Source organism: Streptomyces sp. NPDC048484 (assembly GCF_040651415.1).
Lineage (GTDB): Bacteria > Actinomycetota > Actinomycetes > Streptomycetales > Streptomycetaceae > Streptomyces.
Window position 1 is genome coordinate 53,872 of record NZ_JBEZJY010000024.1, and the last position, 24,345, is coordinate 78,216.

The window sequence follows — 24,345 nt, forward strand, 5'->3', positions numbered from 1 at the left end:
CTACTCCCGTCCGAGGGGTCTGAGTTCGTACTTCGGATTGAACAGCACTCGGCGGCCCCGGCTCATCGAGATCCGGCCCGACGCCATCAGCTTGCGCCCCGGTTCGATCCCCACGATGGAGCGCCTGCCGAGCCACACCACGTCCAGGGCGGCCGAACCGTCGAACAGCTCGGCCTCCAGGGCCGGGACACCGGCCCTCGGGCGGAGAGTGACCGTGCGCAAGGTACCAGTAACCGTGACCACCTGTCGGTCACCGCAGTCACCGATACGGGTGCAGCCCGCGGTCTCAGCGTCCTCGCGCAGCTCCTCCGACTCCAGGTCCTCCTGGGACGAGGAGAGCCGGTCGAGCATGCGCCGGAACCGGCCCGCCGGCTTTTCCGAACGAGGGACAGCACTCATACCTCAAAGCGTACCGGGGGGCGCTGACAGCTACGTACCCGTGGTGCTAGCGCTCGAACCGGTACCCCATTCCGGGCTCCGTGACGAAGTGCCGGGGATGCGACGGATCCGCCTCCAGTTTGCGGCGGAGCTGGGCCATGTACACGCGCAGATAGTTCGTCTCGGTGCCGTAGGAGGGCCCCCAGACCTCCTGGAGCAGCTGCTTCTGACTGACCAGACGGCCCGCGTTGCGCACCAGCACCTCCAGGAGGTGCCACTCGGTCGGAGTGAGGCGCACGTCGCGGCCGGCCCTGTTGACCTTCTTGGCCGCCAGGTCGACGGTGAAGTCCTCCGTCTCGACGATCACGTCGCCCTCGCCGCCCCCGGTGGGCTCGGCCCGGCGGACGGCCGCCCGCAGCCGGGCGAGCAGCTCGTCCATTCCGAAGGGCTTGGTCACATAGTCGTCGGCGCCGGCGTCGAGGGCCTCGACCTTCTCGTCGGAGGAGTGCCGGGCGGACAGCACGAGGATCGGTACGCGTGTCCACCCGCGCAGCCCTCTGATCACCTCTACGCCGTCCATGTCGGGCAGGCCCAGGTCGAGCACGATCACGTCGGGGTGGCGGGCCGCCGCGAGCTGGAGCGCGGTGGCGCCGTCGGGGGCCGCGTCGACCTCGTACTTGCGTGCCTTGAGGTTGATCACGAGGGCCCGGGTGATCTGCGGCTCGTCGTCGACCACGAGGACGCGGGTCATGAAGCCTGCCTTTCCGGTTGCACGGGTTCCGCCACGCCTTCTACGGGTTCCGTCCTGTCTTGTGCCGATTCCGCCACATCTTGCACAGGTTCCGTCCCGTCTTGTATGAGCTCCGTCCCGTCTCGCATGGGTTCCGCCACGTCCTCCACGCGAGGCCCGGGGCGGGAGGAGCCCGCTCTGAGGGTGAGGACCATGGTGAGGCCGCCGCCGGGGGTGTCCTCGGCGTTGAGGGTGCCGCCCATGGCCTCGGCGAAACCGCGGGCGACCGCGAGGCCGAGGCCCACCCCGGCGCCGCGCGGGGCGTCGCCGTAGCGCTGGAAGGGAGCGAAGATACGATCCTTCGCCTCGTCCGGTACGCCCCTGCCCCGGTCCACCACCCGCACCTCCACCCGGTCGCCGAGCGCGCTGGCGGCGACGACGACGCGTTCCCCGGCGGGGCCGTACTTGACGGCGTTCTCGACGATGTTGGCGACCGAGCGCTCCAGCAGTCCCGGATCGACCGCGACCATGGGCAGGGTCTCGGGGATCTCCAGTTCGACGCTGTGCTCCGGTACGCCGCCCAGGGCCATCGGGACGACCTCGTCCAGGTCGATCTCGCGGATGAGCGGGGTGACCGTGCCGGTCTGCAGGCGGGACATGTCGAGCAGGTTGCCCACCAGGGCGTCGAGCCGGTCGGCGCCCGCCTCGATGCCCTCCAGGAGCTCCGCCTCGTCCTCCTCGGACCAGGCAACGTCGTCCGACCTGAGGGACGACACGGCAGCCTTGATCGCGGCCAGCGGCGTACGCAGGTCATGGCTGACGGCGGCCAGGAGCGCCGTTCTGATGCGGTTGCCCTCGGCGAGCGTGCGAGCCTGCTCGGCCTCCTTCTGGAGGCGCTTGCGGTCCAGGACGACGACGGCCTGCGCCGCGAAGGCGGCGAGCACCCGGCGGTCCTCGGCCGGCAGCACCCGGCCGGAGAGGGCGAGCGCCGTGTGGTCGCCGACCGGCATGTCCACGTCCGCGGCCTCGGGGAGCGTCGGCGGGTGCGGTCCCACGCTGCCCGCGCAGGTCCACGGGTCGGTGTCGCCGGCGCGCTCAAGGAGGGCGACCGACTCCATGCCGAAGGTCTCGCGGACCCGTTCCAGCAGGGCGTCGAGGCTGGTCTCGCCGCGCAGGACGCTGCCCGCCAGGAAGGAGAGGATCTCGGACTCGGCGCGCAGCCGGGCCGCCTGGTGGGTGCGGCGGGCCGCCAGGTCCACCACCGACGCGACCGAGATCGCCACCCCCACGAAGATCGCGATGGCGACGAAGTTCTTGGGGTCCGCGATCGTCAGCCGGTGCAGCGGCGGGGTGAAGAAGTAGTTGAGCAGCAGGGAGCCGAAGGCCGCCGACGCGAGTGCCGGAAGCAGTCCGCCGAGCAGGGCCGCCGCCACGGTCAGGGTCAGGAACAGCAGCATGTCGTTGGCGAGCCCGAGGTCGGCGTCGGCGTGGATCAGCAGCAGCGCGAGGACGGCCGGGCCCACGACACCCACCAGCCAGCCCGCGATGATCCGGGACCGGCCGAGGCGGGCGCCCCGGGCGACCGGCAGCCCGCGCCCCTTGCCCGCCTCGTCGTGCGTGACGATGTGCACGTCAAGGTCGGGCCCCGAGTCCCGGGCCACCGTGGCGCCGACGCCGGGCCCGAACACGTACTGCCAGGCCTTGCGCCGCGAGGAGCCGAGCACGATCTGGCTGGCGTTGACCCCCGTTGCGAACTCCAGCAGCGCGGTCGGGATGTCGTCGCCGACTACGTGGTGGAAGGTGCCGCCGAGGTCCTCGGCGAGGGTCCGCTGGACGGCCAGCTCCTTGGGCGAGGCGGAGGTCAGCCCGTCGCTGCGGGCGATGTAGACGGCCAGTACCTCGCCGCCGGCGCCCTTCTCCGCCAGCCGGGCGGCCCGGCGGAGCAGCGTACGGCCCTCGGGACCGCCGGTCAGGCCGACGACGATCCGTTCGCGGGCCTGCCAGGTGGAGCGGATGCCGTGCTCGCCCCGGTACTGCTGGAGGTACTCGTCGACGCGGTCGGCGACCCAGAGGAGGGCCAGCTCGCGCAGGGCGGTGAGGTTGCCGGGGCGGAAGTAGTTGGACAGGGCCGCGTCGACCTTGTCGGGTTTGTAGATGTTGCCGTGCGCCATACGGCGGCGGAGCGCCTGTGGCGACATGTCGACCAGCTCGATCTGGTCGGCCCGCCGCACCACCTCGTCCGGGACGGTCTCCCGCTGGCGGACGCCGGTTATCGACTCCACGACGTCACCGAGCGATTCGAGGTGCTGGATGTTGACGGTCGAGACGACGTCGATGCCGGCGGCGAGCAGTTCCTCGACGTCCTGCCAGCGCTTGGCGTTGCGCGAGCCGGGCACGTTGCTGTGCGCCAGTTCGTCCACCAGGGCGACGATCGGGCCGCGCTCCAGGACGGCGTCGACGTCCATCTCGGTGAAGACGGTGCCCCGGTGGGCGAGCTCCCTGCGGGGGATCTCTTCCAGACCCTGCAGCATCACTTCCGTACGCGGCCGGTCGTGATGCTCGACGAAGGCCACCACGCAGTCCGCGCCCCGCTCGACGCGGCGGTGCGCCTCCGAGAGCATCGCGTACGTCTTGCCGACGCCCGGTGCCGCACCGAGGTAGATCCGAAGCTTGCCGCGTCCCATGGCCTCATTGTCTTCCCAAACGCACCGCGTACGCCGCGTAGACCTTACGGCCGATGATCCGGACAAAGGGGACGGAAGGCCTGGGTGCCGGCGTCTTTGACGGAACCCTGACGCGGCAGGTACGCGCGGGTACACGCAGGTACACGCGCAGCTCCGGGAGGTACGGGGCCTGGCGTCAGCTCTCCACGATCTCGCCGTCACTCAGCTCCAGGACCCGGTCGGCCAGGTCGAGGAGGGCCGCGTCATGGGTGGCCACGAGCGCGGTGACCCGCTCGCTGCGGACGACCGCCCGCAACAGCTCCATCACCCCGATCCCGGTCTCGGCGTCGAGCTGGCCGGTGGGTTCGTCGGCGATGAGGAGCGCGGGGTTGTTGGCGAGGGCGCGGGCGATGGCGACGCGCTGCTGCTGACCGCCGGAGAGTTCACCGGGCCGCTGGGCCGCGTGATCGGCGAGCCCGACCAGCGAGAGCAGCAGCTCGACACGTTCCTCGCGCTCACGCGGGTCGGCCCGGCGCAGCCGCATGGGCACGCCCACGTTCTCGGCGGCCGTCAGGATCGGAATGAGCCCGAAGGACTGGAAGACGAAGCCGATGCGGTCCCGGCGCAGCTCCAGCAGTCCGTTCTCGCCGAGCCCGGAGAGATCCAGCCCGTCGACGGTGATCCGCCCGTCGTCCGGCTCGTCGAGCCCGCCGACGAGGTTCAGCAGGGTGGTCTTGCCCGACCCCGAACGCCCCTTGAGCGCGAGGAGCTCCCCGCGCGCGATGTCGAACGACACCCCCCGCAGGGCGTGTACGGCGGTGGTGCCGCTCCCGTACGAGCGGTGGACGTTCTCCACCCGCACCATCGTGTCCGTGCCGACCGTGCCCGTGACGACCTGAGTGCTCATGACCCTCCCCCGTGGACCGGGCGCCAGTATCACCGTCCGACGCCCGGAGCTGCAACGGTTCAGCTCGGGTTGTCGCCGTGCGTGAGCGTCTCCCAGGCGACGAAGAGGTTGTTGCTCCCCGCCGGGCGGTTCTGCGCCGTCAGCCGCTCGGTGTTGGTCATGGCGTGGCCGAGACGGTTGTGCAGGGCGTTGTGGCCGACCTCGGTGACCGGTCCGAGCCCGAGGTGCAGCGAGCCGCCGCACAGCCAGCCCGGAGCCGCCTCGCCGAGCTCGTACTTCGCCTGGAAACCGAGCGCGTGCCGCAGCCGCTCGCCGACATCGGTGCCGTACAGGTCCTGGCCCTGGATACGGCTGGTCTCGGCGATGTGCGAGATCGCGGAGATGCCGTATCCGGTGTGGGTGAAGTCGCGGCAGGTCTCCTGGGTGAGTCCGTCGACGAAGGTGGACTGGCCCTGCCAGTATTTGACGATCTTCTGCGTGGTGTCGAGGTTCTGACTCGGTACGGTCCTGGGCAGGGCGCCGTCGGAGGAGAGATAGACGTAGGCGGCCGTACGGGTGCGGAACTTCGCCATGGCCTTGTCGTACGAGGCCTTGTCCTCCAGGAAGACGGAGATGCCGACGGCGGCCTCCATCATCGACAGCTCCCAGTTGCCGTTGGAGTGGGAGCCGTTGATGATCTCGGGCAGATAGACGCCGCGCAGCATGGTCGCGAAGCGGCCGGAGTTCGCCCAGCCGCCGTCGTACGTGTACTTGATGATCTCGGCGGCCTTGGGCCAGGACGAGCCCGCCCAGCCGGTCTGCAGCGGCGCGTTGCTGTTGGTGTGGTCCCGGATGGTCGCGGACCAGGCGTCCATCAGCTCGATCGCCTTCTTCGCGTACCGGGCGTCCCGTGTGACGTACCAGGCCAGCGCCTGGGTGTACGCGGCGATCGCGTCCTCGCGCTCGTCCGTGCAGCCGTTGTTGGGGTTCGAGTACGAGCCGCACTCCACTGTCGCGCGGGGCTTGGCGGTGCGCGTGAGCGAGCCGTACCTGCTCGCCATCATCTGGTCGTACGCGCCCTTCCAGGGCTGGGCACCCGCGTTGACCTGCTGCCGGGCGAAGTCCAACTGGCCGCGGGAGACGGTGACTCCGGGGTGCGCGAAGGTGGCGGGGGCCGCCTCGGCGGGCTGCGCGGGCCAGGCGAGGGCGCCGGCCAGCAGGGCGGCGACGGTGACGAGAAGCGCGGAGCGGGAGGCCCCGGCGTGACGGAAGAGACGTGGGGGACGTGAGAGACCTGGGCGACGTGAGGGACGTGCAGGGCGTGCGGGAACCGGAGCGGTCGGCATCATGGGGGCCATCCGTTCTCGTACGTGAACGAGGTGCGCCTTTATGAACGCAGGCGTTGGCCGGTGACCATAGGTACAGACCATGTCCGCGTCAAGAGAACCGGCAGGGGCCCTGAACGCCACCGGCCCGCGGCCCCCGGAAGCCATCCGAAGCTCACGGACCACTCGGTCCGCTCACGTCACTCACGTCACTCAGGCCGCTCAGGCTGCTCAGGCCTTGACCGTGAATCCGTGGTGTTGGCCGAGCTTACGGAGGGTGGTCTGGCCCGGGATGCCGTTCGCGTCGCCACCGCTGTAGCCGTAGCGGCGCTGGAGGGCCGCGTACGCCTCCACGGTCCTGGTGCCGAAGGAGCCGTCGGCCCACCGGGAGGGCAGCAGTCCCTCGGCCACCAGGGCCTTTTCGACGACCAGGACATCCGCCTTGTGCGTCGTGCCGCCCTGGGGCAGACCCGGGTCACGACGCGCGGCGGCGATCAGATTGCTGAGGTCGACGACGGGCTTGGCGGGGGTGGTGCCGGTACCCCCCTCCACCGGGGCGGCCTCGAAGAGGGCGGACCTGTCGATGTCGCCCGGGTCCCAGTGGTCGTTGCCCGGAATGTTCGCGTGGCCGTAGTGGCCGCCCTTGCTCATCCACACCGTGCGGGGGCGGTTGGTCGCGTCAGACGCCGAGGTCGCGAGGCGCCCCGCCGGGAAGGTGTCCGGAATCTTCCAGGAACGGATCGCGGCCATCATCGCCCGGTAGTTCGGGCCCGGCTCCCAGGTCTTGGTGAACGGCTTGGCGGCCCGCCCGAGCACCTCGATCTGGATGCAGACCTTGCCGACGCGGTTGGTCCTCGTCGACCCGTCATTGCGCAGCGCGCGGGCGCTGTGGTTCAGCGGGCCGAACTGGCCGAGCCGGTCGGTCGTCGGGTCGTACAGCAGGTGCGGCTCGGCGGTGACACTGATCAGATGCGCCGCCACGGCCTTGAAAGCGTCATCGCCCGTGCCACTCTCCGTGGTGTGCCAGACGACACGGCCCGGAACCGATGGATGGTCCATCGCGCCTCCGATGCTCCCGTCGCCCAATCGCCGAGCCTTCTCGATCCAGTTGGTGCTCATTCCGAACCCCCCAAGGTCCTTCTTGGCCATCAAGTCGGGTGCAGGTCGGGGGAGTTGAGGACATCGCCCCCCCTTCGCCACACCCAGGGTGACGCAGCGTAGCTTCTTCCGGGTTGCGAGTTGGCCCCTTCTTCACTCGTTCGGCCCACGCTCCGGACCCCGAAAAGCGTGAATGTCCAGACAAGGGCGGGAAAGAAAATCACTCCAGGATCGAGTACCGCCGCCGGCGCCACCGCCTGCGGCCGGCTGCCGCCACCACCCTGTCCGTCCGGTCGCCGACGCGTCCCTTCGCCCTCACCGCGCACCGGTGATGACCTGCGGTTCATGAGGTTTGGACGCCCGACCCCACCTTGATCGCATGACGCGCCGTGACGTGCCGGAAACGACGACGGGCCGCGCTCCCCCAAGGGAACGCGGCCCGTCGCACACTTCCGTGTACGCGGCTTTTTCTGCGTCTAGCGAACCTCGGTGATCTCCGGTCCGCGCTGCAACTGCCCCATGCCGCCGGAGAAGCGGGACCCGGCCTGCTCCTCCTGCTGCACACCCTCCGCGACCATCTGGGCGTCGTCCGGCAGCTTCAGGACGATCGGGTCGCGCGGGGCCATCGGGCCCTCCCCGCGGACCACCACGGTGTCCCGGAAGACCTGCTCCAGCTGACCGGCGGCCTGCGGCTGCACCGCGCCCTGACCGGAGATCACTCCCCGGAGGAACCAGCGGGGGCCGTCCACACCGATGAACCGGACGACCTGGAAGCCGCCCGTCCCGTCCGGCAGCTGCACCGGTACCTGAGCGCGCAGCTCCCAGCCCAGCGGGCCCTCGACCTCGTCGATGACACCGCCCTGCTGGGTGATGCCGGTGGCGATCTCCTCGCGCACCTCGCCCCAGATGCCCTGGCGCTTGGGAGCGGCGAAAGCCTGCAGCTGGACGGCGCTGTCCTTCAGCACCACCGTGGCCGCGACGATCGCGTCACCCGCGACCTCCACCCGGAGCTCCATGCCGTCGACCCCGGGCACGAAGAGGCCACCCAGGTCGACCCGGCCGTCGGCCGGATCGCGCACCTCGGTGCTGTCCCAGGGACCGTCGGGGCGCGGCTCCGGCTCGAGCCTCACGCGCTCGCGCTCTCCCTCGTCCGCCTCAGTGTCGACACCGTCGACGACCTGCTCGGCCTCGCCCGCCGCGTCCTCGGCGGCAGTGCCCTTCTTGCGACGTCCGAACACGTCACTGTCCTTCCCGGTCGGATACGACCGAAGCGTATCGATTCCCACCCGCTGTGCCGCCCACCGCGGCATGGCCGCCGGTGGACCCGAAGCCCCCTGCGGCCCGCACCGAGTCGGGAAGCTCCGCAACCTCCTGGAAGCGCACCTTCTCGACCTGCTGGACGACCAGTTGGGCAATCCGGTCGAAGCGATCGAACCGCACGGACTCGCGCGGGTCGAGATTCACCAGGATCACCTTGATCTCCCCACGGTACCCGGCATCAACCGTCCCCGGGGCATTCACGAGAGCGACACCGCAGCGGGCGGCCAGCCCGGAACGGGGGTGCACGAAGGCCGCGTACCCCTCGGGAAGCGCGATGCACACTCCGGTGGGGAGCACGGCACGCTCACCGGGCTCCAGAACGCGGCTCTCGGTGGTCCGGAGGTCCGCGCCGGCGTCGCCAGGATGCGCGTATACCGGAAGCGGTACGTCCGGGTCGACGCGCTTGATCAGCACGCCGACGGGGACCTGGGCGGAAGTCACGGGTTCACCTCGAAAGCACGGGCACGACGGACCTGGTCGGGGTCGTCCATGGCCGCCCGGATCTCCTCCTGGCGGCCGTTGTCGACGAAGTGGTCGACCTTCACCTCGATGAAGAGGGCGTCCGCACGGACGGCGACGGGCCCGTCGGGGCCGCCGAGACGTCCGGTGGCGGACGAGTAGATCTTGCGTCCCGCCACCGCCGTGGCCTCGGCCTCCAGGTACAGCACACTGCCCACGGGCACGGGACGTACGAAGTCGGCCTCAAGCCTCCCGGTCACCGCGATGGTGCGCAGCAGCCAGTTCAGCGAACCGAGGGTCTCGTCGAGGGCACTCGCGAGGACTCCGCCATGCGCCAGACCGGGGGCTCCCTGGTGCGCGGGCTTGACGGTGAACTCGGCGGTGATCCGCACCCCGTCCGCCGCCCGGGCCTCAAGATGCAGCCCGTGCGGCTGTCCGCCACCGCAGCCGAAACACTGGTCGTAGTGCGCGCCGAGCAGCTCGCCCGGGGCGGGCGCGTCGGGATGGCGCACCGGCGCCACGGCGTCGGCCGGGGGCCGCAGGGCCGAAGATGTACCACTCACAGGCGCAGACCTTACCTCCGCGTCGGCGGACAGCACGCACCATGGCAGGCTTGGCGGTATGCAGCCCTCCGCCCCTCCGTACGAAGAACGCCTCACCGCACCCCGCTCCTGGTGGCTCGTCTGCCTGCTGGTGGGTGTCTCGATGGCCCTGATCCTGCTCCCCTTCGGCACACTGCCCCTCCTGGGCGGCCTGGTCGGCGGCACGGCGGTATCGGCGGTGGTGGCCAGTTCGTACGGCTCCGCGCGCATCCGTGTGGTGGGCGGGTCCCTGATCGCGGGCGATGCCAAGATCCCGGTCACCGCCCTGGGTGAGGCCCACGTCCTCGACCCCGAAGAGGCCCGCGCCTGGCGCTCGTTCAAGGCCGACGCGCGCGCCCACATGCTGCTGCGCTCCTATGTCCCCACGGCCCTGCGCGTGGACATCACCGATCCTGCGGACCCGACCCCGTACGTGTATCTGTCGACCCGGGACCCGGAGCGCCTGGCGGCGGCCCTGGCCGCGGCACGCACGGCCGCGTAGACCGCCTCCGAGCCCGAGCGCGCTTCCGTACTCGGACGCGCACTCGTCCTCACACTCGTCCTCACACTCGTCCTCGTACGCGCACTCGTACGCGTACGAAAACTTTTCCTTCCGCGGCCCAGAACTTTGCCCGCGGGTCAGCGCCCCAGCTCTCTGGGGGCGTCGCCCATGCTCAGCGGATCGGCCGGTGACTCCAGGGGCGGCAGCGCCGGGAGGGCGTCCCAGGGCACCTGCGCCTTGCGGAGATCTCCGCGGACCCGGTCCGCGAGTTTTCTCGTGTCACGGCGGTTCATGACCGCCCCGACGGCCGCGCCCACCATGAACGGCATAAGGTTCGGCAGGTTCCTGACCATGCGCTTCATGATCTGCTGGCGCAGCTCGCGCTTCAGGTGGCCCCCGAGGGCCGAATTGAACGTCGACGGCTTCGTCACGTCGATGCCGCGCTCCTCCGACCACGAACTCAGATACGTGGTCGAGCGCTCCTTCAGGCTGCCCGGCGGCCGCAGTCCGTAGACCTCGTACAGCTCGGCGATCAGCTTCAGTTCGATCGCGGCCACGCCGGTGATCTCGGCGGCCAGCTCCGTGGGCATCGCGGGCGGCACGGGCATCATCGCGGCAGCACCGATTCCCGCACCCACGGTGGACGTCGCGTTGCACGCGCCCGCGACGAGCTTGTCCGCGAGCTGTTCGGGTCCGAGGCCGGGGAACTGCTTCCGGAGTGCGCCGAGGTCGCGTACGGGGATCCGCGGGGCGTTCTCGATGATGCGGTCCGTGAGCTGCGCCAAGGCGGCCCTGGCCCGGCTGCCGCCCTTTCGGACGCCTTCCTTGACCCCTTGGCCGACGGCAGCCGCTCGGCGTTTGGCGACAGGCGCCTTCGGAACCGGCACCTCCAGGGCACCGGAGGCACCTGTCGCGTCTGTTGGTCCGAGCGAGGCCCGGTGGCCCCGCTCGTCGTCATGCAAGCCGTCCTGGGACGGACCGGCCGCTCCCCGGTCACGGAAACGGCGCTTCCAGGGCGGGGTCGAGCCTGTCACGGCCGACCCTGCCTCAGTCGCAGTCGCGGCAGATCGGCTGGCCGTTCTTCTCGCGGGCCAGCTGGCTGCGGTGGTGGACCAGGAAGCAGCTCATGCAGGTGAACTCGTCCTGCTGCTTCGGCAGGACCCGGACGGCCAGTTCCTCGTTCGAAAGGTCCGCTCCGGGCAGTTCCAGGCCTTCGGCAGCCTCGAACTCGTCCACGTCGACCGCCGAAGTCGACTTGTCGTTCCGGCGAGCCTTCAGTTCTTCAAGGCTGTCCGAGTCGACGTCGTCGTCGGTCTTGCGTGGGGTGTCGTAATCCGTTGCCATGTCACTCTCCCCCTCTGGGTGTCTGCGGTGTCTCAGCGCAGGTAACGCGTGAGAGGCCGGACTTGTGCCCGACCTGAGGCGGAGATTTTGCCTCACATCAAGGTCTGTTACTCAATCGACACCCAACCGGACCCCTCAGGGGTGATCGGCTTGGATGGCGAACGGGACCGTACACGGTCCGAATGCCGCACCACAAAGGCGCCCCACCGTGTACTTCCCGTGATCTCGACCTCCGAAAACCCGGATTTTCCCGGCTTTCCTACGGTCTTTCCGATCACGGAGGGTGGATGGCCGGAAATTCGCCCTTGTGATCGATCACACACGAGTGTGCCTTTTGCCTGCCCAGAAATTTCCGCGCAAAGCGAACATCCCCGCGTGTCGGCGACATGGTCTCAGATAGGTAGGGCAACTCGCATCACCAGGCCACCTCCCTCACGCGGCTCCGCGACGATGTGACCGCCATGGGCGCGGGCCACCGACCTGGCGATGGACAGTCCCAGCCCCACACCTTTGTCGCTTCCCGTCCGCTCGGTACGCAGCCGCCGGAACGGCTCGAAAAGATTGTCGATTTCGTACGCCGGAACCACGGGACCGGTGTTGGACACCGTGAGAACCGCCTGGCCGTGCCGCATCTCCGTGACGACCTCGACCCAGCCGTCGTCCGCCACGTTGTACCGCACCGCGTTCTGGACGAGGTTCAGGGCGATCCGCTCCAGAAGGACCCCGTTGCCCTGGACGACCGCCGCGGCCCGCTCCCCGCGTACCTCCACGCCCTTCAGGTCCGCCTCGCCGCGCACCTGGTCTATGGCCTGCGAGGCGACCTCGGCGAGATCGACCGGCTTGCGCTCGACGATCTGGTTGTCGCTGCGGGCGAGCAGCAGCAGGCCCTCGACGAGCTGTTCGCTGCGCTCGTTGGTGGCGAGCAGGGTCTTGCCCAGCTGCTGCAACTCCATGGGCGCGCCCGGATCCGACAGGTGCACCTCCAGGAGGGTGCGGTTGATCGCGAGGGGCGTGCGCAGCTCGTGCGAAGCGTTCCCGACGAATCGCTGCTGGGCCGTGAAGGCCCGCTGCAGCCGCTCCAGCATGTCGTCGAAGGTGTCCGCCAGCTCCTTGAGCTCGTCGTCCGGGCCGTCCAGCTCGATCCGCCGTGACAGGTCCGAGCCCGCCACCGCGCGCGCGGTGCGGGTGATCCGGCCCAGCGGCGCGAGAACCCGCCCCGCCATCGCGTAGCCGAAGGCGAACGCGATCACGGCAAGGCCGAGCAGGGCCATCAGCGACCGGCTGAGCAGGCCGTCCAGGGCGTGCTGCCGCTGGGCGGCGGTGCACTCCTTGAGCATCGCGTTCAGTTCTTCGTTGCTGCCGGCGCTGCTCAGCTGTGGACAGGTGTCACTGGTGAGCTGGAGGTTGCTGCCGGTCACCTTGAAGGCGACGCCACTGCCCTCGTGGAGGGCCTGGGCCGCGAGCAGATAGATGATCGACAACAGCAGGATCCCGGCGATCAGGAACATCCCGCCGTAGAGCAGCGTGAGCCGTATCCGGATGGTCGGGCGAAGCCAGGGGAAGGGCGGCTCCGGCTTCCTCGGGTCCCAGGTGGGTTTCGGGGGTGCCTTGGGAGGAGCGGGGGTCGTGGTCATCGGGGATCAGATCCGGTAGCCGGAGCCGGGCACGGTGACGATGACCGGCGGCTCGCCGAGCTTGCGGCGCAGGGTCATCACCGTGACGCGCACGACGTTGGTGAACGGGTCGGTGTTCTCGTCCCAGGCCTTCTCCAGGAGCTGCTCGGCGGAGACGACCGCGCCCTCGCTGCGCAGCAGCACCTCCAGGACGGCGAACTCCTTGGGCGCGAGCTGGACCTCCTTGCCGTCGCGGAAGACCTCGCGGCGGTTGGGGTCGAGCTTGATCCCCGCACGCTCCAGGACGGGCGGCAGCGGCATGCTCGTACGACGGCCGAGGGCACGCACGCGTGCCGTCAGCTCGCTGAACGCGAAAGGCTTGGGGAGGTAGTCGTCGGCGCCGATCTCCAGACCCTCGACCCGGTCGCTGACGTCTCCGGAGGCCGTGAGCATCAGCACACGGGTGGGCATGCCGAGCTCGACGATCCTGCGGCAGACGTCGTCACCGTGCACCAGCGGGAGGTCCCGGTCCAGGACGACCACGTCGTAGTCGTTGACGCCGATGCGCTCCAGGGCGGCCGCCCCGTCGTACACGACGTCGACGGCCATGGCCTCCCGGCGCAGTCCGGTGGCCACCGCATCGGCGAGCAGCTGCTCGTCCTCGACGACGAGTACGCGCACGTCGCTTGTCCTTCCTCTGTCCACCCGCGTAGCGGCTTCTCGGCACTCGCGGGCGGGGTCTGATGGGGTGCTCCCGCTCAAGCACAGTCGAGAGCACGGAGGGTGAGACTCCATCCTGCCCTTTTCGGCCATAAGTCGGCTGTAAGACGGGTTCGGGGGCCGGGGAATGCGAGATTTTCTCGTGCGGTTGAGGTTTCCGTGGAAGGGAGCCGGGGGAGGACGGCTTTACACCCCGCGATCACGCTCTGCTTGTGCCGCACCACCTTGCGGTATGCCACGGTCCGCTTTCCCGCAGGGCGGGCGTGGGTGTCCGGCACTGACGCCGCCCGGCCGGGCAGCGCCGGGCACCTGTGGAGACGTGATCGCCCCTTCCGAACGGCACACCCCCGTGCCACTGACCCACGACCCAGGACGAGGGGGCGCAGCATGGACGCTTTCACCACAGGACTTCTGCAGCGCATAAGGGCGACCGAGTCCGACCTGACAATGGCTCGCGAGACCGGCGACGACTTCCTCGCCGAGGTCGAGCAGGCAGAACTCGACGACCTGCACCGCCTTGCCGCGGAGCACGGGGTACAGGTCGGCGCGTCGCACGTCTGACCAGGTTCGTCACGAGAGCGGGGCCCCGGCAGATCCAGCCCGGGGCCCCGCTCCGTTGTTGTACGCGCTGTCCCGGTGGCGGTCGTAGGAGGTGTCCGCCGGGCGCGGTACGCGCCGTCAGTCGTGCCAGGCGCCGAGTTCGTCGAGGCGGGACTGGAGGGGTTCGAAGAGACCGGGCGGGGCCGCGATGGTCAGGTCGGTCGAGAGGGGCTCGCCTGGGCGTCCGCCCGTCAGTGCGCCCGCCTCCCGGGCGATCAGGTCGCCCGCGGCGTAGTCCCAGGGGTTCAGCCCGCGCTCGTAGTACGCGTCCAGGCGGCCCGTCGCCACGTCGCACAGGTCGATCGCGGCCGAGCCACCGCGGCGGATGTCCCGGACCTGGGAGATCAGCTGCCCGACCACCTCGGCCTGCCGGGCCCTGCGATCCGCGAGGTAGCCGAAGCCGGTGCCGACGAGGGACAGCGCGAGGTCGGGGGCGGGCCGCACGCGCGCGGGGCGGTCGTTGACGTGGGCACCTCCGCCCAGGACGGCCCGGTAGGTCTCCGCGCGCATGGGTGCGTGGACAACACCGACGACGGTCTCGCCGTCCTGGCGGGCCGCGATGGAAACGGCCCAGCTGGGCAGTCCGTACAGGTAGTTGACCGTCCCGTCGATCGGGTCGATCACCCACTGGATGCCGCTGCTGCCCTCGATGTCGGCGCCTTCCTCGCCCAGTACGCCGTCGTCCGGCCTGACGTCGGCCAGCAGACCGGTGATCAGCTTCTCGGAGGCGATGTCCATCTCGGTGACGACGTCGACCGCGCTGGACTTGGTCGCCGCCACGCCCAGGTCGTCGGGGCGGCCGTCGCGCAGGAAGGCGCCCGCTCGATGGGCCGCGTCGAGCGCGATCTCCAGCAGCTCGGCCTTCAGCTCGTCGTTCGCTGTGGCGGTCACGGGGCTCCTCATACGTACGGGCTGTCGGCGCCCGCGGCAGCGGGCTTGGGTGTGCGGGCGGGGCAGCAGCCCGCGGGGCAGAGGTGGTGGCTCGGGCCCAGGGCGCCCAGCGCGCAGGGGGAGACGTCTGCGCCGCTCTCGGTGGCGGCCCGTTCCAGGACGAGGTCGCGGATCGCGGCGACGAACCGCGGGTCGGCGCCGACGGTGGGTGAGCGGCGCACGGGCAGCCCCAGCTCCGCGGCCTTCGCCTCGGCCTCCGTGTCGAGGTCGTACAGGACCTCCATGTGGTCCGAGACGAACCCGATGGGCGCCATGACGACGGCCGGGACGCCGGCTCCGTGCCGCTCCTCCAGGTGGTCGCAGATGTCCGGCTCCAGCCACGGGATGTGCGGGGCTCCCGAGCGCGACTGGTAGACGAGCTGCCAGGGATGGTCGGTCCCGGTCCGCTCGCGCACCGCGTCGGCGATGACCCGGGCGACGTCCAGATGCTGCTTCACGTACGCGCCGCCGTCGCCGTGCGCCTCGACGGGCCCTGAGGTGTCGGCCGAGGCGGTCGGGATCGAGTGCGTCGTGAAGGCGATGTGCGCGCCCGCGCGGACGCCCTCGGGAAGCTCGGCGAGGGACTTGCAGACGCCCTCGGCCATCGGCTCGACGAAGCCCGGGTGGTTGAAGTAGTGCCGCAGTTTGTCGACCCGCGGCGGCTCCAGGCCCTCGCCCTCCAGGGTCGCCAGGGCCCCCGCCAGGTCCTCGCGGTACTGCCGGCAGCCCGAGTACGAGGCGTACGCGCTCGTGGCCAGGACCAGAACGCGGCGGCGGCCGTCGGCGACCATCTCGCGCAGCGTGTCGACGAGATACGGACTCCAGTTCCGGTTGCCCCAGTACACGGGCAGCTCCGGGCCGTGCTCCGCGAACTCCTTGCGGAGGGCGTCCAGCAGGGTGCGGTTCTGGTCGTTGATCGGGCTGACCCCGCCGAACAGGAAGTAGTGCTGCCCCACTTCCTTGAGGCGTTCCTTGGGGATGCCCCGGCCCCGCGTCACGTTCTCCAGGAACGGGACCACCTCGTCGGGGCCCTCGGGGCCACCGAACGAGAGCAGGAGCAGGGCGTCGTAGGGAGTGGCATCGAGCGCGTCTCGCATGCCTCGATCCTGCCACCCGCCGCCGACAACCGGTCACCGGCGGGGGCCACACGGGAGGCCCGGCACTGCGCTCGGCCGGACTCCAGGTTCTGGTGGCCACCCTCGTGCGACTGGCGCGACCTCCGTGGCGACCGGCGATCTTCGGCGCGGTCACCGTGGCATTCGCCGACGAGGAGGGCCGCAAGGAGGGCCGCAGGCGTCGTCCTGGCCGGGTACGCGGCCGGTTCCTGCACGGCGGGAGCCGTCTTCGGGCTGCTGAGCTTCCCGGGGCGCCCGCCCGCCGGTGGGGGCTGGGCATCTGCGCCCTGGCCGTGAGTATGATCCCTCTGCTACTCGTCGGGAACTTACCGTTTCCGGCCGTGGCGCTGTTCGTTGCGGGCCTGTCCGTCGCGCCGACGATGGCTCTCGTCGAACTGCCCGTACCACGCGCGAAACCGACCGAGGGCATCACGTGGACGAGCACCTGGCTCGCGGTCGGGGTCGCGCTCGGTTCCTCCCTGTCCGGTCGGCCGATCGACGTGGCCGGGGCGCGGGCCGGGTACGGGGTCCCGGTCGCGGCCGGGACCGTCGCGGTCGCGGTGGGTTTCCTCGGACATCGCCGGCTCAGCAGGCCGGTTCCGCAGCGGGGAGGGACCCATGAACAGGACAGTGAGCGGGAAGAGCGGCACCTGGCGCAACTGGGCCGGGAACGTCACCGCCCGCCCGGCCCGGGAGGTCACTCCGGCCTCCGTCGAGGAACTCTCCGCCGCCGTGCGCCAGGCCGCGGAGGACGGCCTCAGAGTCAAGGCCGTCGGGACGGGCCACTCCTTCACCGCTGCCGCGGCGACCGACGGCGTGTTGATCCGCCCTCAACTGTTGACCGGTATCCGCAGCATCGACCGTGAGGGCGGCACCGTCACGGTGGAGGCCGGCACGCCGCTCAAGCGCCTCAACCTCGCCCTGGCCCGGGAAGGGCTGTCGCTCACGAACATGGGCGACATCATGGAGCAGACGGTGTCGGGCGCGATCAGCACCGGTACGCACGGCACCGGCCGCGACTCCGCCTCGATCGCCGCCCAGATCACAGGCCTTGAACTGGTGACGGCCGACGGCTCGGTCCTCTCGTGCTCCGAGAAGGAGAACCCCGAGGTCTTCGCGGCGGCCCGGGTCGGGATAGGCGCCCTGGGTGTCATCACCGCGATCACCTTCTCCGTAGAGCCCATTTTTCTCCTCACGGCCCGTGAGGAGCCGATGAGCTTCGACGAGGTGACGGGCTCCTTCGACGAACTGTTCACAGAGAACGAACACTTCGAGTTCTACTGGTTCCCCCACACCGGCAACTGCAACACCAAGCGCAACAACCGCAGCGCGGGCCCTGAGAAGCCGGTCGGCACCGTCCGCGGCCTCTACGAGGACGAGTTCCTCTCCAACGGCGTCTTCCATGCGGCCAACTACGTGGGCCGGGCCGTTCCCGCCGCGATCCCCTCGATCGCCCGGATCTCCAGCCGCGCGCTGTCCGCCCGCACCTACACCGACATTCCCTACAAGGTCTTCACTTCTCCTCGCCGGGTGCGCTTCACGGAGATGGAATACGCCGTTCCGCGTGCCGCTCTCGTCGACACGCTGCGCGAACTGAAGGCCATGGTCGACCGTTCGCCACTGCGCATCAGCTTCCCGGTGGAGGTGCGGACGGCGCCCGAGGACGACATCACCCTCTCCACCGCGTCCGGCCGGGACAGCGCGTACATCGCGGTCCACATGTTCAGGGGGACGCCGTACCGGGCGTACTTCAGTGCCGCCGAGCGGATCTTCACCGCGCACGAGGGGCGGCCCCACTGGGGGAAAGTGCATACCCGCGACGCAGAGTACTTCGCCGGCGTCTATCCGCGCTTCGGCGAGTTCACCGAGCTGCGTGACCGGCTCGACCCGGAACGGCGTTTCGGCAACGACTACCTGCGGCGGATCCTGGGCGATTAGCCGTTCACCTCGACCGGTTGCCCGAGCACAGGACGTACGGACGAATCGGTCGCTTCCCTTTCCGGCGATCATGTGAAGAACACGTCTCATTATGATCACCAAAGCGTCACCCCAGGTCGCCAACTCCCGCCCCCGGACAGAAGTTCGGTGACGCGCCGATCTACGCGAGTGGCCCGAATGGAGTACTGTTGCGAGCCCTGGGTCCGGACACTCGCCAGGGCGTCCGGGGCCTTCCAGGACCGCCGGGAGGGGGCTCGTTGCACAGGGTGATGAGGTTCGTCACTTAGCGTTGCGAATAGGTAACCGTGCCATAACGGCAAGCTCGGGCCACCGCCCGACACGCCGGGCAACTCGGCAAGGTTGTGGCAGGCTGCACCCGGGCAGGCCACACTCGACTAGCGGAAGCAGCGACGCACGTGACGTCGGCAGGCACCACCCGGGAGGTCCCCATGCCCGAACTGCGTGTCGTGGCCGTCTCCAATGACGGCACACGGCTGGTGCTGAAGGCTGCGGACAGCACGGAGTACACGCTTCCGATTGACGAGCGTCTACGCGCCGCCGTACGCGGCGACCGTCCGCGCCTCGGCCAGATCGAGATCGAGGTGGAGAGCCATCTCCGCCCCCGAGACATCCAGGCACGTATACGCGCGGGAGCATCCGCCGAAGAGGTCGCCCAGCTCGCCGGGATCCCCGTCGACCGCGTGCGCCGCTTCGAGGGACCCGTGCTCGCCGAGCGCGCCTTCATGGCGGAGCGGGCCCGCAAGACTCCCGTCCGCCGGCCTGGCGAGACGACCGGCCCCCAGCTCGGCGAGGCGGTGCAGGAACGCCTCACGCTGCGCGGCGCCGACAAGGAGACCGTCCAGTGGGACTCGTGGCGCCGTGACGACGGCACCTGGGAGGTCCTGCTGGTCTACCGGGTGGCGAGCGAACCGCATGCGGCGAGCTGGACGTACGACCCGCCCCGGCGGCTCGTACAGGCCGTCGACGACGAGGCGCGCTCGCTGATCGGTGAGTCCGACGACCTCGCCGCGGCCGAGCCCAGTTTCCCGTTCGTGCCGCGCATCGCCCGGCTGCCGCGCGACCGTCCGCTGGACCGCGCCCTGGACCGGCAGATCGAGCGGCCGAGCCTGCCCGCGTCGCCGTCCGAGCCGGACATCGAGGAGAGCGTCAGTGAGCGTGACTCGCTGACCAGCCTTCTTGAGGCGGTGCCCAGCTTCCGCGGTGACATGGTCGTGCCCGAGCGGCCCTCGGCCGCCCCCGCCGCCTCGACGGCCTCAGCCGCGGAGTTCCCGGCGACGGAGGAGCCGCCCGCCCCGGAGCCCGAGGTGGAGGAGCCGCCGGCTCCCGCGGCCTCGGCCGGCTCCGCCTACGCGGACGTCCTCATGCCGCGCGCGGTGGCCAGCCACCGCGAACGGCTCGTCGGCGCCACCGACCGGCAGGCCGAGGCGGACGGGGTCCGTCCGGGACGCAGAGCGGCCGTACCGAGCTGGGACGAGATCGTCTTCGGGACACGCCGCAAGAAGCAGGACTAGAAGATGGAAAGGGCTCGCACCATCTCGGTGCGAGCCCTTTCCGCTCCCGTCCGTCCTTCGCTGTGCGTCCGCCCTTCCTTACCGGCCCGCCGGGCCGCCGCGCCCGTGGGGCTACTGCGGGTCGGGGCCGGTGGCCACCGGGCGCCCGTCGTCCTGGGACCACTCCGACCAGGAGCCCACGTACAGCGCGGCCGGGATACCCGCGACCGCCAGCGCGAGTACCTCGTGCGCTCCGGAGACGCCCGACCCGCAGTAGACGCCGATCTCGGACGTGCTGTCGGCGCCCAGCGACCTGAAACGGTCGGCGAGTTCGCCGGCCGGGAGGAAGCACCCGGATTCGGCCACGTTCCCGGTGGTCGGCGCCGAGATCGCACCGGGGACATGCCCGCCGACCCGGTCGATCGGCTCGACGTCGCCGCGGTAGCGCTCGGCGGCCCGGGCGTCGAGCAGCAGACCGGTGCGGGCCAGCGACGCGGCGCCGTCGGCGTCCAGCAGGGGCACCGCTCCGGGAGCCGGTACGAAGGTTCCGGCGGTCGGAGCCGGCCGGCCGCTCTCGACCGGGCCGCTCCAGGCCGCGAGACCGCCGTCAAGTACACGCACCGAGGGGTGACCCGTCCAGCGCAACAGCCACCAGGCGCGCGCGGCGGCCCAGCCGAGCCCTCCGTCGTACACGACGACATCACGGTCCTCGGACACCCCGGCCGCGCGCATGGCCGCGCCGAAGGCCTCCGCGTCGGGCAGCGGATGGCGGCCCGCCGTACCGGCGGGAGCTGCGAGTTCGGTGTCCAGGTCCACGTAGACGGCGCCCGGAATGTGCGCTTCCTCGTAGGCCTGGCGCAGGTTCGGGCCACCCAGCTGCCAGCGGATGTCCAGTACGACCGGCGGGTTCGGCCCCGTCAGGTCGCTCGCGAGTCGGGATGCGGAGATGATGGCGTTCATGGCCACCATCCTCGCGCACGGGGTGGCTACATCGTCCAGGTCCGGCTACCGTGCTCCGCCGGACCGCACCGACCACGCGGCGTGCGGGAACGGGCACACGCTGTACGGCCGACGGACACGCGCAGGCAATCGCCGGGAAACGGGTGAGCAACAGGAATGCGGGCACCCTCCCGTCGTGGGGCGTTCGGCCGAAGCGCGGCATGCCCGCGGTGGTGCGACCATCAACACCGGGCTCCCCCGGTCCGCATCGGCGGTACGCCCGGTGCAAAAGCGGAAGTGAAGCGGCCCCACGAGGCGCCGAGGAGAGGGTGACGATGACCGAGGGACGCGGGTCGGCCGACCTGAACGGCACTGCGTACGCGCCCGGCACGCCCTGCTGGGTGAGTCTGATGGTGCACGGGATGGCCGCGACCCAGGAGTTCTACGGGGAACTGTTCGGATGGGAGTTCCAGCCCGGCCCGCAGCACCTGGGCGCCTATGTGCGGGCGCAGTTGAACGGGCAGGAGGTGGCGGGCATCGGCCGGCTTCCGCAGGACCGCCATCTGCCTGTCGCGTGGACGCCCTACCTCGCCTCGGACGACGTGGACCTGACGGCGGAGACGGTCCGGCACTGCGGCGGCACGGTCGGCGTCGGGCCCCTGGTCGCCGACGAGGCCGGCCGCCTCGCGATCGCCTCGGACCCCTCGGGCGCCGTGTTCGGCGTCTGGCAGGCCGCGGCCCACCTCGGTGCGAGCATCACCGGTGTCCCCGGGGCCCTGGCCTGGAACGAGCTCATCACACGTGACTCCGCGGGTGTCGCCAAGTTCTACGAGACGGTCTTCGGCTACGAGGAGGAGCCCGTCGTCTCCGCCGACTTCGACTACCTCACCCTGCACATCAAGGGACGCCCGGTGGCCGGCATCCACGGCGTGGGCGACGCCCTCCCCCGTGACCGCGGCGCCCACTGGATGACGTACTTCGAGGTCGCCGACGTGGACTCGGCCGTGGCCCACGTCATCGACCTCGGCGGCCACGTCCTCGAACCGGCGCACGAGAGCCCGCACGGCCGTGTCGCCACAGTGGCGGACCCGGAGGGGGCGGCGTTCTCGGTGGTGCGGACGAGCCGCTGAGCCGTCAGCACCGGGCCGACCGTCAGCGCCGGTCCGTCAGCGCCGGGCCACGGCGTCCACCGGGAGCACGTCCGGGGAGAGTACGCCCGCCCGGGCGGTGGCCGCGGTCATCCGCCGACGGTGATGACGGCGGCACAGCACCTCGTAGCCGACGTCCTCCGACTGGTCGACGTCGCCGACGACGACCTGGGCACCTTCCACGACCATTCGGCCGCCTATGGTGCGGGCGTTGTGGGTGGCGCGGGCGCCGCACCAGCACAGCGCCTCGACCTGGAGGACCTCGACACGGTCCGCGAGTTCGACGAGGCGCTGGGAGCCGGGAAACAGCTTGGAGCGGAAGTCGGTGGTGATGCCGAAGGCGAAGACGTCGATGTCCAGGTCGTCGACCACGCGGGCGAGCTGGTCGATCTGCTCGGGGGCGAGGAACTGCGCCTCGTCGGCGATGACATAGTCCGCACGGCCGCCCCGTGAGAGGTGGTCGACGAGGTACGCGTACACGTCCTGGTCGTCCTCGACCTCCACCGCGTCCGTGACCAGGCCGAGGCGGGAGGACAGCTTGCCCTCGCCCGCGCGGTCGTCCCGGGTGAAGATCATGCCCTGCAGCCCGCGGGCCGATCGGTTGTGCTCGATCTGCAGAGCCAGCGTCGACTTCCCGCAGTCCATGGTTCCGGAGAAGAACACCAGCTCGGGCATGGGGAGTTGAGCACCTTTCGGCAAAGCGGTTCGTGGGCGTTTGGGGGGGGCAGGTCAGGAACGTACTTCCAGAAGCGGGATGAGCTGTTCCGCCGGAGTCATGGAGCCGTGGTTGCCGACCATCGCCGACTCCTTCGGCTCCCGCTCGGACGCGATGATCAGCACGTCGTCCCGGGCGGCCGCGACCACGTCGCCGATGCGCGCGTACACCCGCTCGTCGATGTGCGGTCCGAACCAGCCCGCCGCGATCGCCTCGTCGCGCGAGGCCACCCAGAACTGCTCGCCGAGCACCTCGCGCCAGCAGGTCAGGACGTCCGACTCGGCGCCCGGGACCGCGTAGACATGCCGGGCCCTGCCCTCGCCGCCGAGGAGGGCGACTCCCGCGCGCAGCTCCCAGTCCTCGTCGAAGTCGATCCGGTGCTGCTCGTCGAAAGGGATGTCGATCATGCCGTGGTCGGCCGTGACGTAGAGGGCCGTGCGGGGCGGCAGTTGCTCGGCCAGACGCTGGACCAGCCGGTCCACGTACATGAGCTGTCCGCGCCAGGGGTCGGAGTCGACGCCGAAGCCATGGCCCTTGCCGTCCACCTCGGCGTAGTACGTGTACACCAGCGAGCGGTCCCCGGCGGCCAGTTGCTCGGCCGCGAAGTCCATACGGTCCTCGCCGGTCAGCCGGCCGTGGAACGTCCCGCCGCTGAGCGCGACCTTCGTCAGCGGGGTGTTCTGGAAGTGCGGTGACGACACCTGGGCCGTGTGCACACCCGCCGCGTCGGCCAGCTGGAACACCGTGGGGTACGGCTGCCACGTGCCCGGCTTCGTCCAGGGAAGCCAGCGGAGCTGGTTCATCAGCTCGCCGGTCTCCGGGTTGCGCACGGTGTAGCCGGGCAGTCCATGTGCTCCGGGCGGCAGTCCGGTGCCGACCGAGGCCAGCGAGGTCGCGGTGGTCGCGGGATAGCCCGCCGTGATCGGCCGACCGGTGCCGCCTCGTGAGCTGCCCAGCAGGGAACTCATGAATGGGGCCTCGTCCGGGTGCGCCTTCAGCTGCTCCCAGCCGAGGCCGTCGATCAGGAAGACGCAGTTGCGGTCGGCCGGGCTCAGCTCCGCGAGGGAGGCGGTCATGTCCGGTACGTCCATGCCCGCGGCCAGGGTGGGCAACAGATCGGCGAGGGAACCGCCTCCGTACTCGGGTACGGGCGCGGAATCGACGGTGAGTGGTTCAGGGTGGTCCCAGACGTGCTGGGACATCAGCGGGTGACGTCCGTGGTCGCCTCGGAGAGCGACTGTGCGAAGGCGAGCGTCTGTCGCACGGCGTCCGGCCCGTCACCGGCCTCACTGACGCGCAGGCTGAGGTCGTCCGCCGTCGAGCTGCCGGTATAGCCGTGGTCGGCCTCGCAGTTGGGGTCGCCGCATGCCGCCGGCTCCAGGTCGATGCGGGCGACCGCGCCCCAGCCGATGGTGAGGACGACTTCGCGCGGCAGCGTCCCCACGACGTACTTCTCCGGGTTCGCCACGACCCGGCTGAGCACGACCGACGAGATCCGGCCGATCTTCACGGACTCGGTGGAGGTGGTCGCGTAGGGCGTCGGCGACGTACTGTCCGCCGCCTGCTCGTCCGTGTGGCTCACGATGAAGCGGTTGTCCGTGAGGACGAGCACCGTGACATGCCGACGCACCTCGTTGGCGTCGAACGTCGTCTCCTGGTGGACCAGATACGACCGAATGGGCTCGCCGCCCACAGCGGCCTCCACCGCCTCGGCCACGAGGGCCGGGTAGTAGCCGCTGCGCTCGATCGCCGCTCGCAGCCCCTGGGTCGTCGTACTGGTCTTGGCCATGATGTCCATCCTACGGGGGCGCACTGACTGCGAGGCACCGC

The 24,345-nt window shown here is 70.5% G+C and carries 24 protein-coding genes and 1 pseudogene; 6 read left to right on the forward strand and 19 right to left on the reverse strand.

Annotation, left to right across the window (positions count from 1 at the left end):
* From AB0D14_RS24325 to AB0D14_RS24365, 9 genes are all read right to left on the reverse strand, one after another.
* Nucleotides 1-399: an OB-fold nucleic acid binding domain-containing protein gene (locus tag AB0D14_RS24325; RefSeq protein WP_362782465.1), complete on the reverse strand. Its 399-nt coding sequence runs from the start codon at nt 397-399 to the stop codon at nt 1-3.
* Between the two features lie 46 nt (nt 400-445).
* Nucleotides 446-1,129: a response regulator gene (locus AB0D14_RS24330; RefSeq protein ID WP_362782468.1), complete on the reverse strand. Its 684-nt coding sequence runs from the start codon at nt 1,127-1,129 to the stop codon at nt 446-448.
* Nucleotides 1,126-3,792: a sensor histidine kinase KdpD gene (locus tag AB0D14_RS24335; protein WP_362782471.1), complete on the reverse strand. Its 2,667-nt coding sequence runs from the start codon at nt 3,790-3,792 to the stop codon at nt 1,126-1,128. Before AB0D14_RS24335 ends, AB0D14_RS24330 begins: the two co-directional genes overlap by 4 nt.
* Nucleotides 3,793-3,967: 175 nt before the next feature.
* Nucleotides 3,968-4,678, reverse strand: coding sequence for an ABC transporter ATP-binding protein (locus AB0D14_RS24340; protein WP_362782474.1), 711 nt, complete (start codon nt 4,676-4,678; stop codon nt 3,968-3,970).
* A 59-nt stretch (nt 4,679-4,737) separates the two neighbouring features.
* Nucleotides 4,738-6,006: an alginate lyase family protein gene (locus AB0D14_RS24345; protein ID WP_362782477.1), complete on the reverse strand. Its 1,269-nt coding sequence runs from the start codon at nt 6,004-6,006 to the stop codon at nt 4,738-4,740.
* Nucleotides 6,007-6,213: 207 nt separating this feature from the next.
* Nucleotides 6,214-7,101 carry a peptidoglycan-binding domain-containing protein gene (locus AB0D14_RS24350; RefSeq protein ID WP_362782480.1) on the reverse strand — a complete coding sequence of 296 codons (888 nt, stop codon included), beginning with the start codon at nt 7,099-7,101 and terminating at the stop codon, nt 6,214-6,216.
* 455 nt (nt 7,102-7,556) lie between these two features.
* Entirely contained in the window at nt 7,557-8,318 is a 762-nt protein-coding gene (locus tag AB0D14_RS24355; protein ID WP_362782483.1) for a DUF3710 domain-containing protein, read from the reverse strand.
* Nucleotide 8,319: 1 nt separating this feature from the next.
* On the reverse strand, nt 8,320-8,841 hold the full coding sequence (gene dut, locus AB0D14_RS24360) for a dUTP diphosphatase (RefSeq protein WP_362782485.1): 522 nt from the start codon (nt 8,839-8,841) through the stop codon (nt 8,320-8,322).
* The gene (locus AB0D14_RS24365; protein WP_362782488.1) at nt 8,838-9,422 is read right to left on the reverse strand and encodes a PaaI family thioesterase; all 585 of its coding nucleotides are present in this window, start codon (nt 9,420-9,422) and stop codon (nt 8,838-8,840) included. Before AB0D14_RS24365 ends, dut begins: the two co-directional genes overlap by 4 nt.
* 58 nt (nt 9,423-9,480) lie before the next feature.
* Here AB0D14_RS24365 and AB0D14_RS24370 point away from each other — a divergent pair, with 58 nt between their 5' ends.
* A complete protein-coding gene (locus AB0D14_RS24370) occupies nt 9,481-9,942 on the forward strand; it encodes a DUF3093 domain-containing protein (protein ID WP_362782492.1) in 462 nt (153 codons plus the stop codon).
* A 137-nt stretch (nt 9,943-10,079) separates the two neighbouring features.
* On the opposite strand, the gene AB0D14_RS24375 is transcribed toward AB0D14_RS24370, so the two are convergent.
* From AB0D14_RS24375 to AB0D14_RS24390, 4 genes are all read right to left on the reverse strand, one after another.
* A complete protein-coding gene (locus tag AB0D14_RS24375; RefSeq protein WP_362782494.1) occupies nt 10,080-10,976 on the reverse strand; it encodes a hypothetical protein in 897 nt (298 codons plus the stop codon).
* A gap of 13 nt (nt 10,977-10,989) precedes the next feature.
* Nucleotides 10,990-11,286, reverse strand: coding sequence for a DUF4193 domain-containing protein (locus AB0D14_RS24380; RefSeq protein ID WP_005481602.1), 297 nt, complete (start codon nt 11,284-11,286; stop codon nt 10,990-10,992).
* Between the two features lie 392 nt (nt 11,287-11,678).
* Complete coding sequence (locus AB0D14_RS24385) at nt 11,679-12,920, reverse strand: HAMP domain-containing sensor histidine kinase (RefSeq protein ID WP_362782497.1); 1,242 nt, start codon at nt 12,918-12,920, stop codon at nt 11,679-11,681.
* Between the two features lie 6 nt (nt 12,921-12,926).
* Nucleotides 12,927-13,580, reverse strand: coding sequence for a response regulator transcription factor (locus tag AB0D14_RS24390; RefSeq protein WP_307535873.1), 654 nt, complete (start codon nt 13,578-13,580; stop codon nt 12,927-12,929).
* Between the two features lie 426 nt (nt 13,581-14,006).
* Here AB0D14_RS24390 and AB0D14_RS24395 point away from each other — a divergent pair, with 426 nt between their 5' ends.
* Nucleotides 14,007-14,180: a hypothetical protein gene (locus AB0D14_RS24395; RefSeq protein ID WP_362782500.1), complete on the forward strand. Its 174-nt coding sequence runs from the start codon at nt 14,007-14,009 to the stop codon at nt 14,178-14,180.
* 117 nt (nt 14,181-14,297) lie between these two features.
* On the opposite strand, the gene AB0D14_RS24400 is transcribed toward AB0D14_RS24395, so the two are convergent.
* Together AB0D14_RS24400 and AB0D14_RS24405 are read right to left on the reverse strand one after the other, a co-directional pair.
* Nucleotides 14,298-15,122 (reverse strand): inositol monophosphatase family protein, encoded by an 825-nt coding sequence (locus AB0D14_RS24400; protein WP_362782503.1) that lies wholly within the window; start codon nt 15,120-15,122, stop codon nt 14,298-14,300.
* Nucleotides 15,119-16,246: a ferrochelatase gene (locus AB0D14_RS24405; protein ID WP_362782505.1), complete on the reverse strand. Its 1,128-nt coding sequence runs from the start codon at nt 16,244-16,246 to the stop codon at nt 15,119-15,121. Before AB0D14_RS24405 ends, AB0D14_RS24400 begins: the two co-directional genes overlap by 4 nt.
* A gap of 53 nt (nt 16,247-16,299) precedes the next feature.
* On the opposite strand from AB0D14_RS24405, the pseudogene AB0D14_RS24410 reads away from it, so the two are divergent.
* From AB0D14_RS24410 to sepH, 3 genes and pseudogenes are all read left to right on the forward strand, one after another.
* A pseudogene (locus AB0D14_RS24410) lies at nt 16,300-16,920 on the forward strand (MFS transporter); the annotation flags it as partial.
* Nucleotides 16,883-18,202: a D-arabinono-1,4-lactone oxidase gene (locus tag AB0D14_RS24415; protein WP_362782508.1), complete on the forward strand. Its 1,320-nt coding sequence runs from the start codon at nt 16,883-16,885 to the stop codon at nt 18,200-18,202. The pseudogene AB0D14_RS24410 and the gene AB0D14_RS24415, both read left to right, overlap by 38 nt.
* 449 nt (nt 18,203-18,651) lie before the next feature.
* Nucleotides 18,652-19,734 (forward strand): septation protein SepH, encoded by a 1,083-nt coding sequence (gene sepH / locus AB0D14_RS24420; protein WP_362782510.1) that lies wholly within the window; start codon nt 18,652-18,654, stop codon nt 19,732-19,734.
* A 111-nt stretch (nt 19,735-19,845) separates the two neighbouring features.
* On the opposite strand, the gene AB0D14_RS24425 is transcribed toward sepH, so the two are convergent.
* Complete coding sequence (locus AB0D14_RS24425) at nt 19,846-20,673, reverse strand: sulfurtransferase (protein WP_362782513.1); 828 nt, start codon at nt 20,671-20,673, stop codon at nt 19,846-19,848.
* Nucleotides 20,674-20,987: 314 nt separating this feature from the next.
* On the opposite strand from AB0D14_RS24425, the gene AB0D14_RS24430 reads away from it, so the two are divergent.
* On the forward strand, nt 20,988-21,782 hold the full coding sequence (locus AB0D14_RS24430) for a VOC family protein (RefSeq protein WP_362782515.1): 795 nt from the start codon (nt 20,988-20,990) through the stop codon (nt 21,780-21,782).
* 36 nt (nt 21,783-21,818) lie between these two features.
* Here the strand turns inward: AB0D14_RS24430 and AB0D14_RS24435 are convergent, their stop codons facing one another.
* From AB0D14_RS24435 to AB0D14_RS24445, 3 genes are read right to left on the reverse strand one after another with little or no spacing between them, the layout of a single operon-like run.
* Nucleotides 21,819-22,475, reverse strand: a complete 657-nt coding sequence (locus tag AB0D14_RS24435) for a thymidine kinase (RefSeq protein ID WP_362782518.1) — start codon at nt 22,473-22,475, stop codon at nt 21,819-21,821.
* Between the two features lie 54 nt (nt 22,476-22,529).
* On the reverse strand, nt 22,530-23,717 hold the full coding sequence (locus AB0D14_RS24440) for a nucleotide pyrophosphatase/phosphodiesterase family protein (RefSeq protein WP_362782521.1): 1,188 nt from the start codon (nt 23,715-23,717) through the stop codon (nt 22,530-22,532).
* Entirely contained in the window at nt 23,717-24,313 is a 597-nt protein-coding gene (locus AB0D14_RS24445; protein ID WP_362782694.1) for a DUF5998 family protein, read from the reverse strand. Before AB0D14_RS24445 ends, AB0D14_RS24440 begins: the two co-directional genes overlap by 1 nt.
* Nucleotides 24,314-24,345: the final 32 nt, after the last annotated feature.

Bases quoted from the DNA above. Each gene is read 5' to 3' on its own strand.
- AB0D14_RS24325 (WP_362782465.1), bottom strand. From the start codon at position 399: ATGAGTGCTGTCCCTCGTTCGGAAAAGCCGGCGGGCCGGTTCCGGCGC.
- AB0D14_RS24330 (WP_362782468.1), bottom strand. From the start codon at position 1,129: ATGACCCGCGTCCTCGTGGTCGACGACGAGCCGCAGATCACCCGGGCC.
- AB0D14_RS24335 (WP_362782471.1), bottom strand. From the start codon at position 3,792: ATGGGACGCGGCAAGCTTCGGATCTACCTCGGTGCGGCACCGGGCGTC.
- AB0D14_RS24340 (WP_362782474.1), bottom strand. From the start codon at position 4,678: ATGAGCACTCAGGTCGTCACGGGCACGGTCGGCACGGACACGATGGTG.
- AB0D14_RS24345 (WP_362782477.1), bottom strand. From the start codon at position 6,006: ATGATGCCGACCGCTCCGGTTCCCGCACGCCCTGCACGTCCCTCACGT.
- AB0D14_RS24350 (WP_362782480.1), bottom strand. From the start codon at position 7,101: ATGAGCACCAACTGGATCGAGAAGGCTCGGCGATTGGGCGACGGGAGC.
- AB0D14_RS24370 (WP_362782492.1), top strand. From the start codon at position 9,481: ATGCAGCCCTCCGCCCCTCCGTACGAAGAACGCCTCACCGCACCCCGC.
- AB0D14_RS24380 (WP_005481602.1), bottom strand. From the start codon at position 11,286: ATGGCAACGGATTACGACACCCCACGCAAGACCGACGACGACGTCGAC.
- AB0D14_RS24385 (WP_362782497.1), bottom strand. From the start codon at position 12,920: ATGACCACGACCCCCGCTCCTCCCAAGGCACCCCCGAAACCCACCTGG.
- AB0D14_RS24395 (WP_362782500.1), top strand. From the start codon at position 14,007: ATGGACGCTTTCACCACAGGACTTCTGCAGCGCATAAGGGCGACCGAG.
- AB0D14_RS24400 (WP_362782503.1), bottom strand. From the start codon at position 15,122: ATGAGGAGCCCCGTGACCGCCACAGCGAACGACGAGCTGAAGGCCGAG.
- AB0D14_RS24405 (WP_362782505.1), bottom strand. From the start codon at position 16,246: ATGCGAGACGCGCTCGATGCCACTCCCTACGACGCCCTGCTCCTGCTC.
- AB0D14_RS24415 (WP_362782508.1), top strand. From the start codon at position 16,883: ATGAACAGGACAGTGAGCGGGAAGAGCGGCACCTGGCGCAACTGGGCC.
- sepH (WP_362782510.1), top strand. From the start codon at position 18,652: ATGCCCGAACTGCGTGTCGTGGCCGTCTCCAATGACGGCACACGGCTG.
- AB0D14_RS24425 (WP_362782513.1), bottom strand. From the start codon at position 20,673: ATGAACGCCATCATCTCCGCATCCCGACTCGCGAGCGACCTGACGGGG.
- AB0D14_RS24430 (WP_362782515.1), top strand. From the start codon at position 20,988: ATGACCGAGGGACGCGGGTCGGCCGACCTGAACGGCACTGCGTACGCG.
- AB0D14_RS24435 (WP_362782518.1), bottom strand. From the start codon at position 22,475: ATGCCCGAGCTGGTGTTCTTCTCCGGAACCATGGACTGCGGGAAGTCG.
- AB0D14_RS24440 (WP_362782521.1), bottom strand. From the start codon at position 23,717: ATGTCCCAGCACGTCTGGGACCACCCTGAACCACTCACCGTCGATTCC.
- AB0D14_RS24445 (WP_362782694.1), bottom strand. From the start codon at position 24,313: ATGGACATCATGGCCAAGACCAGTACGACGACCCAGGGGCTGCGAGCG.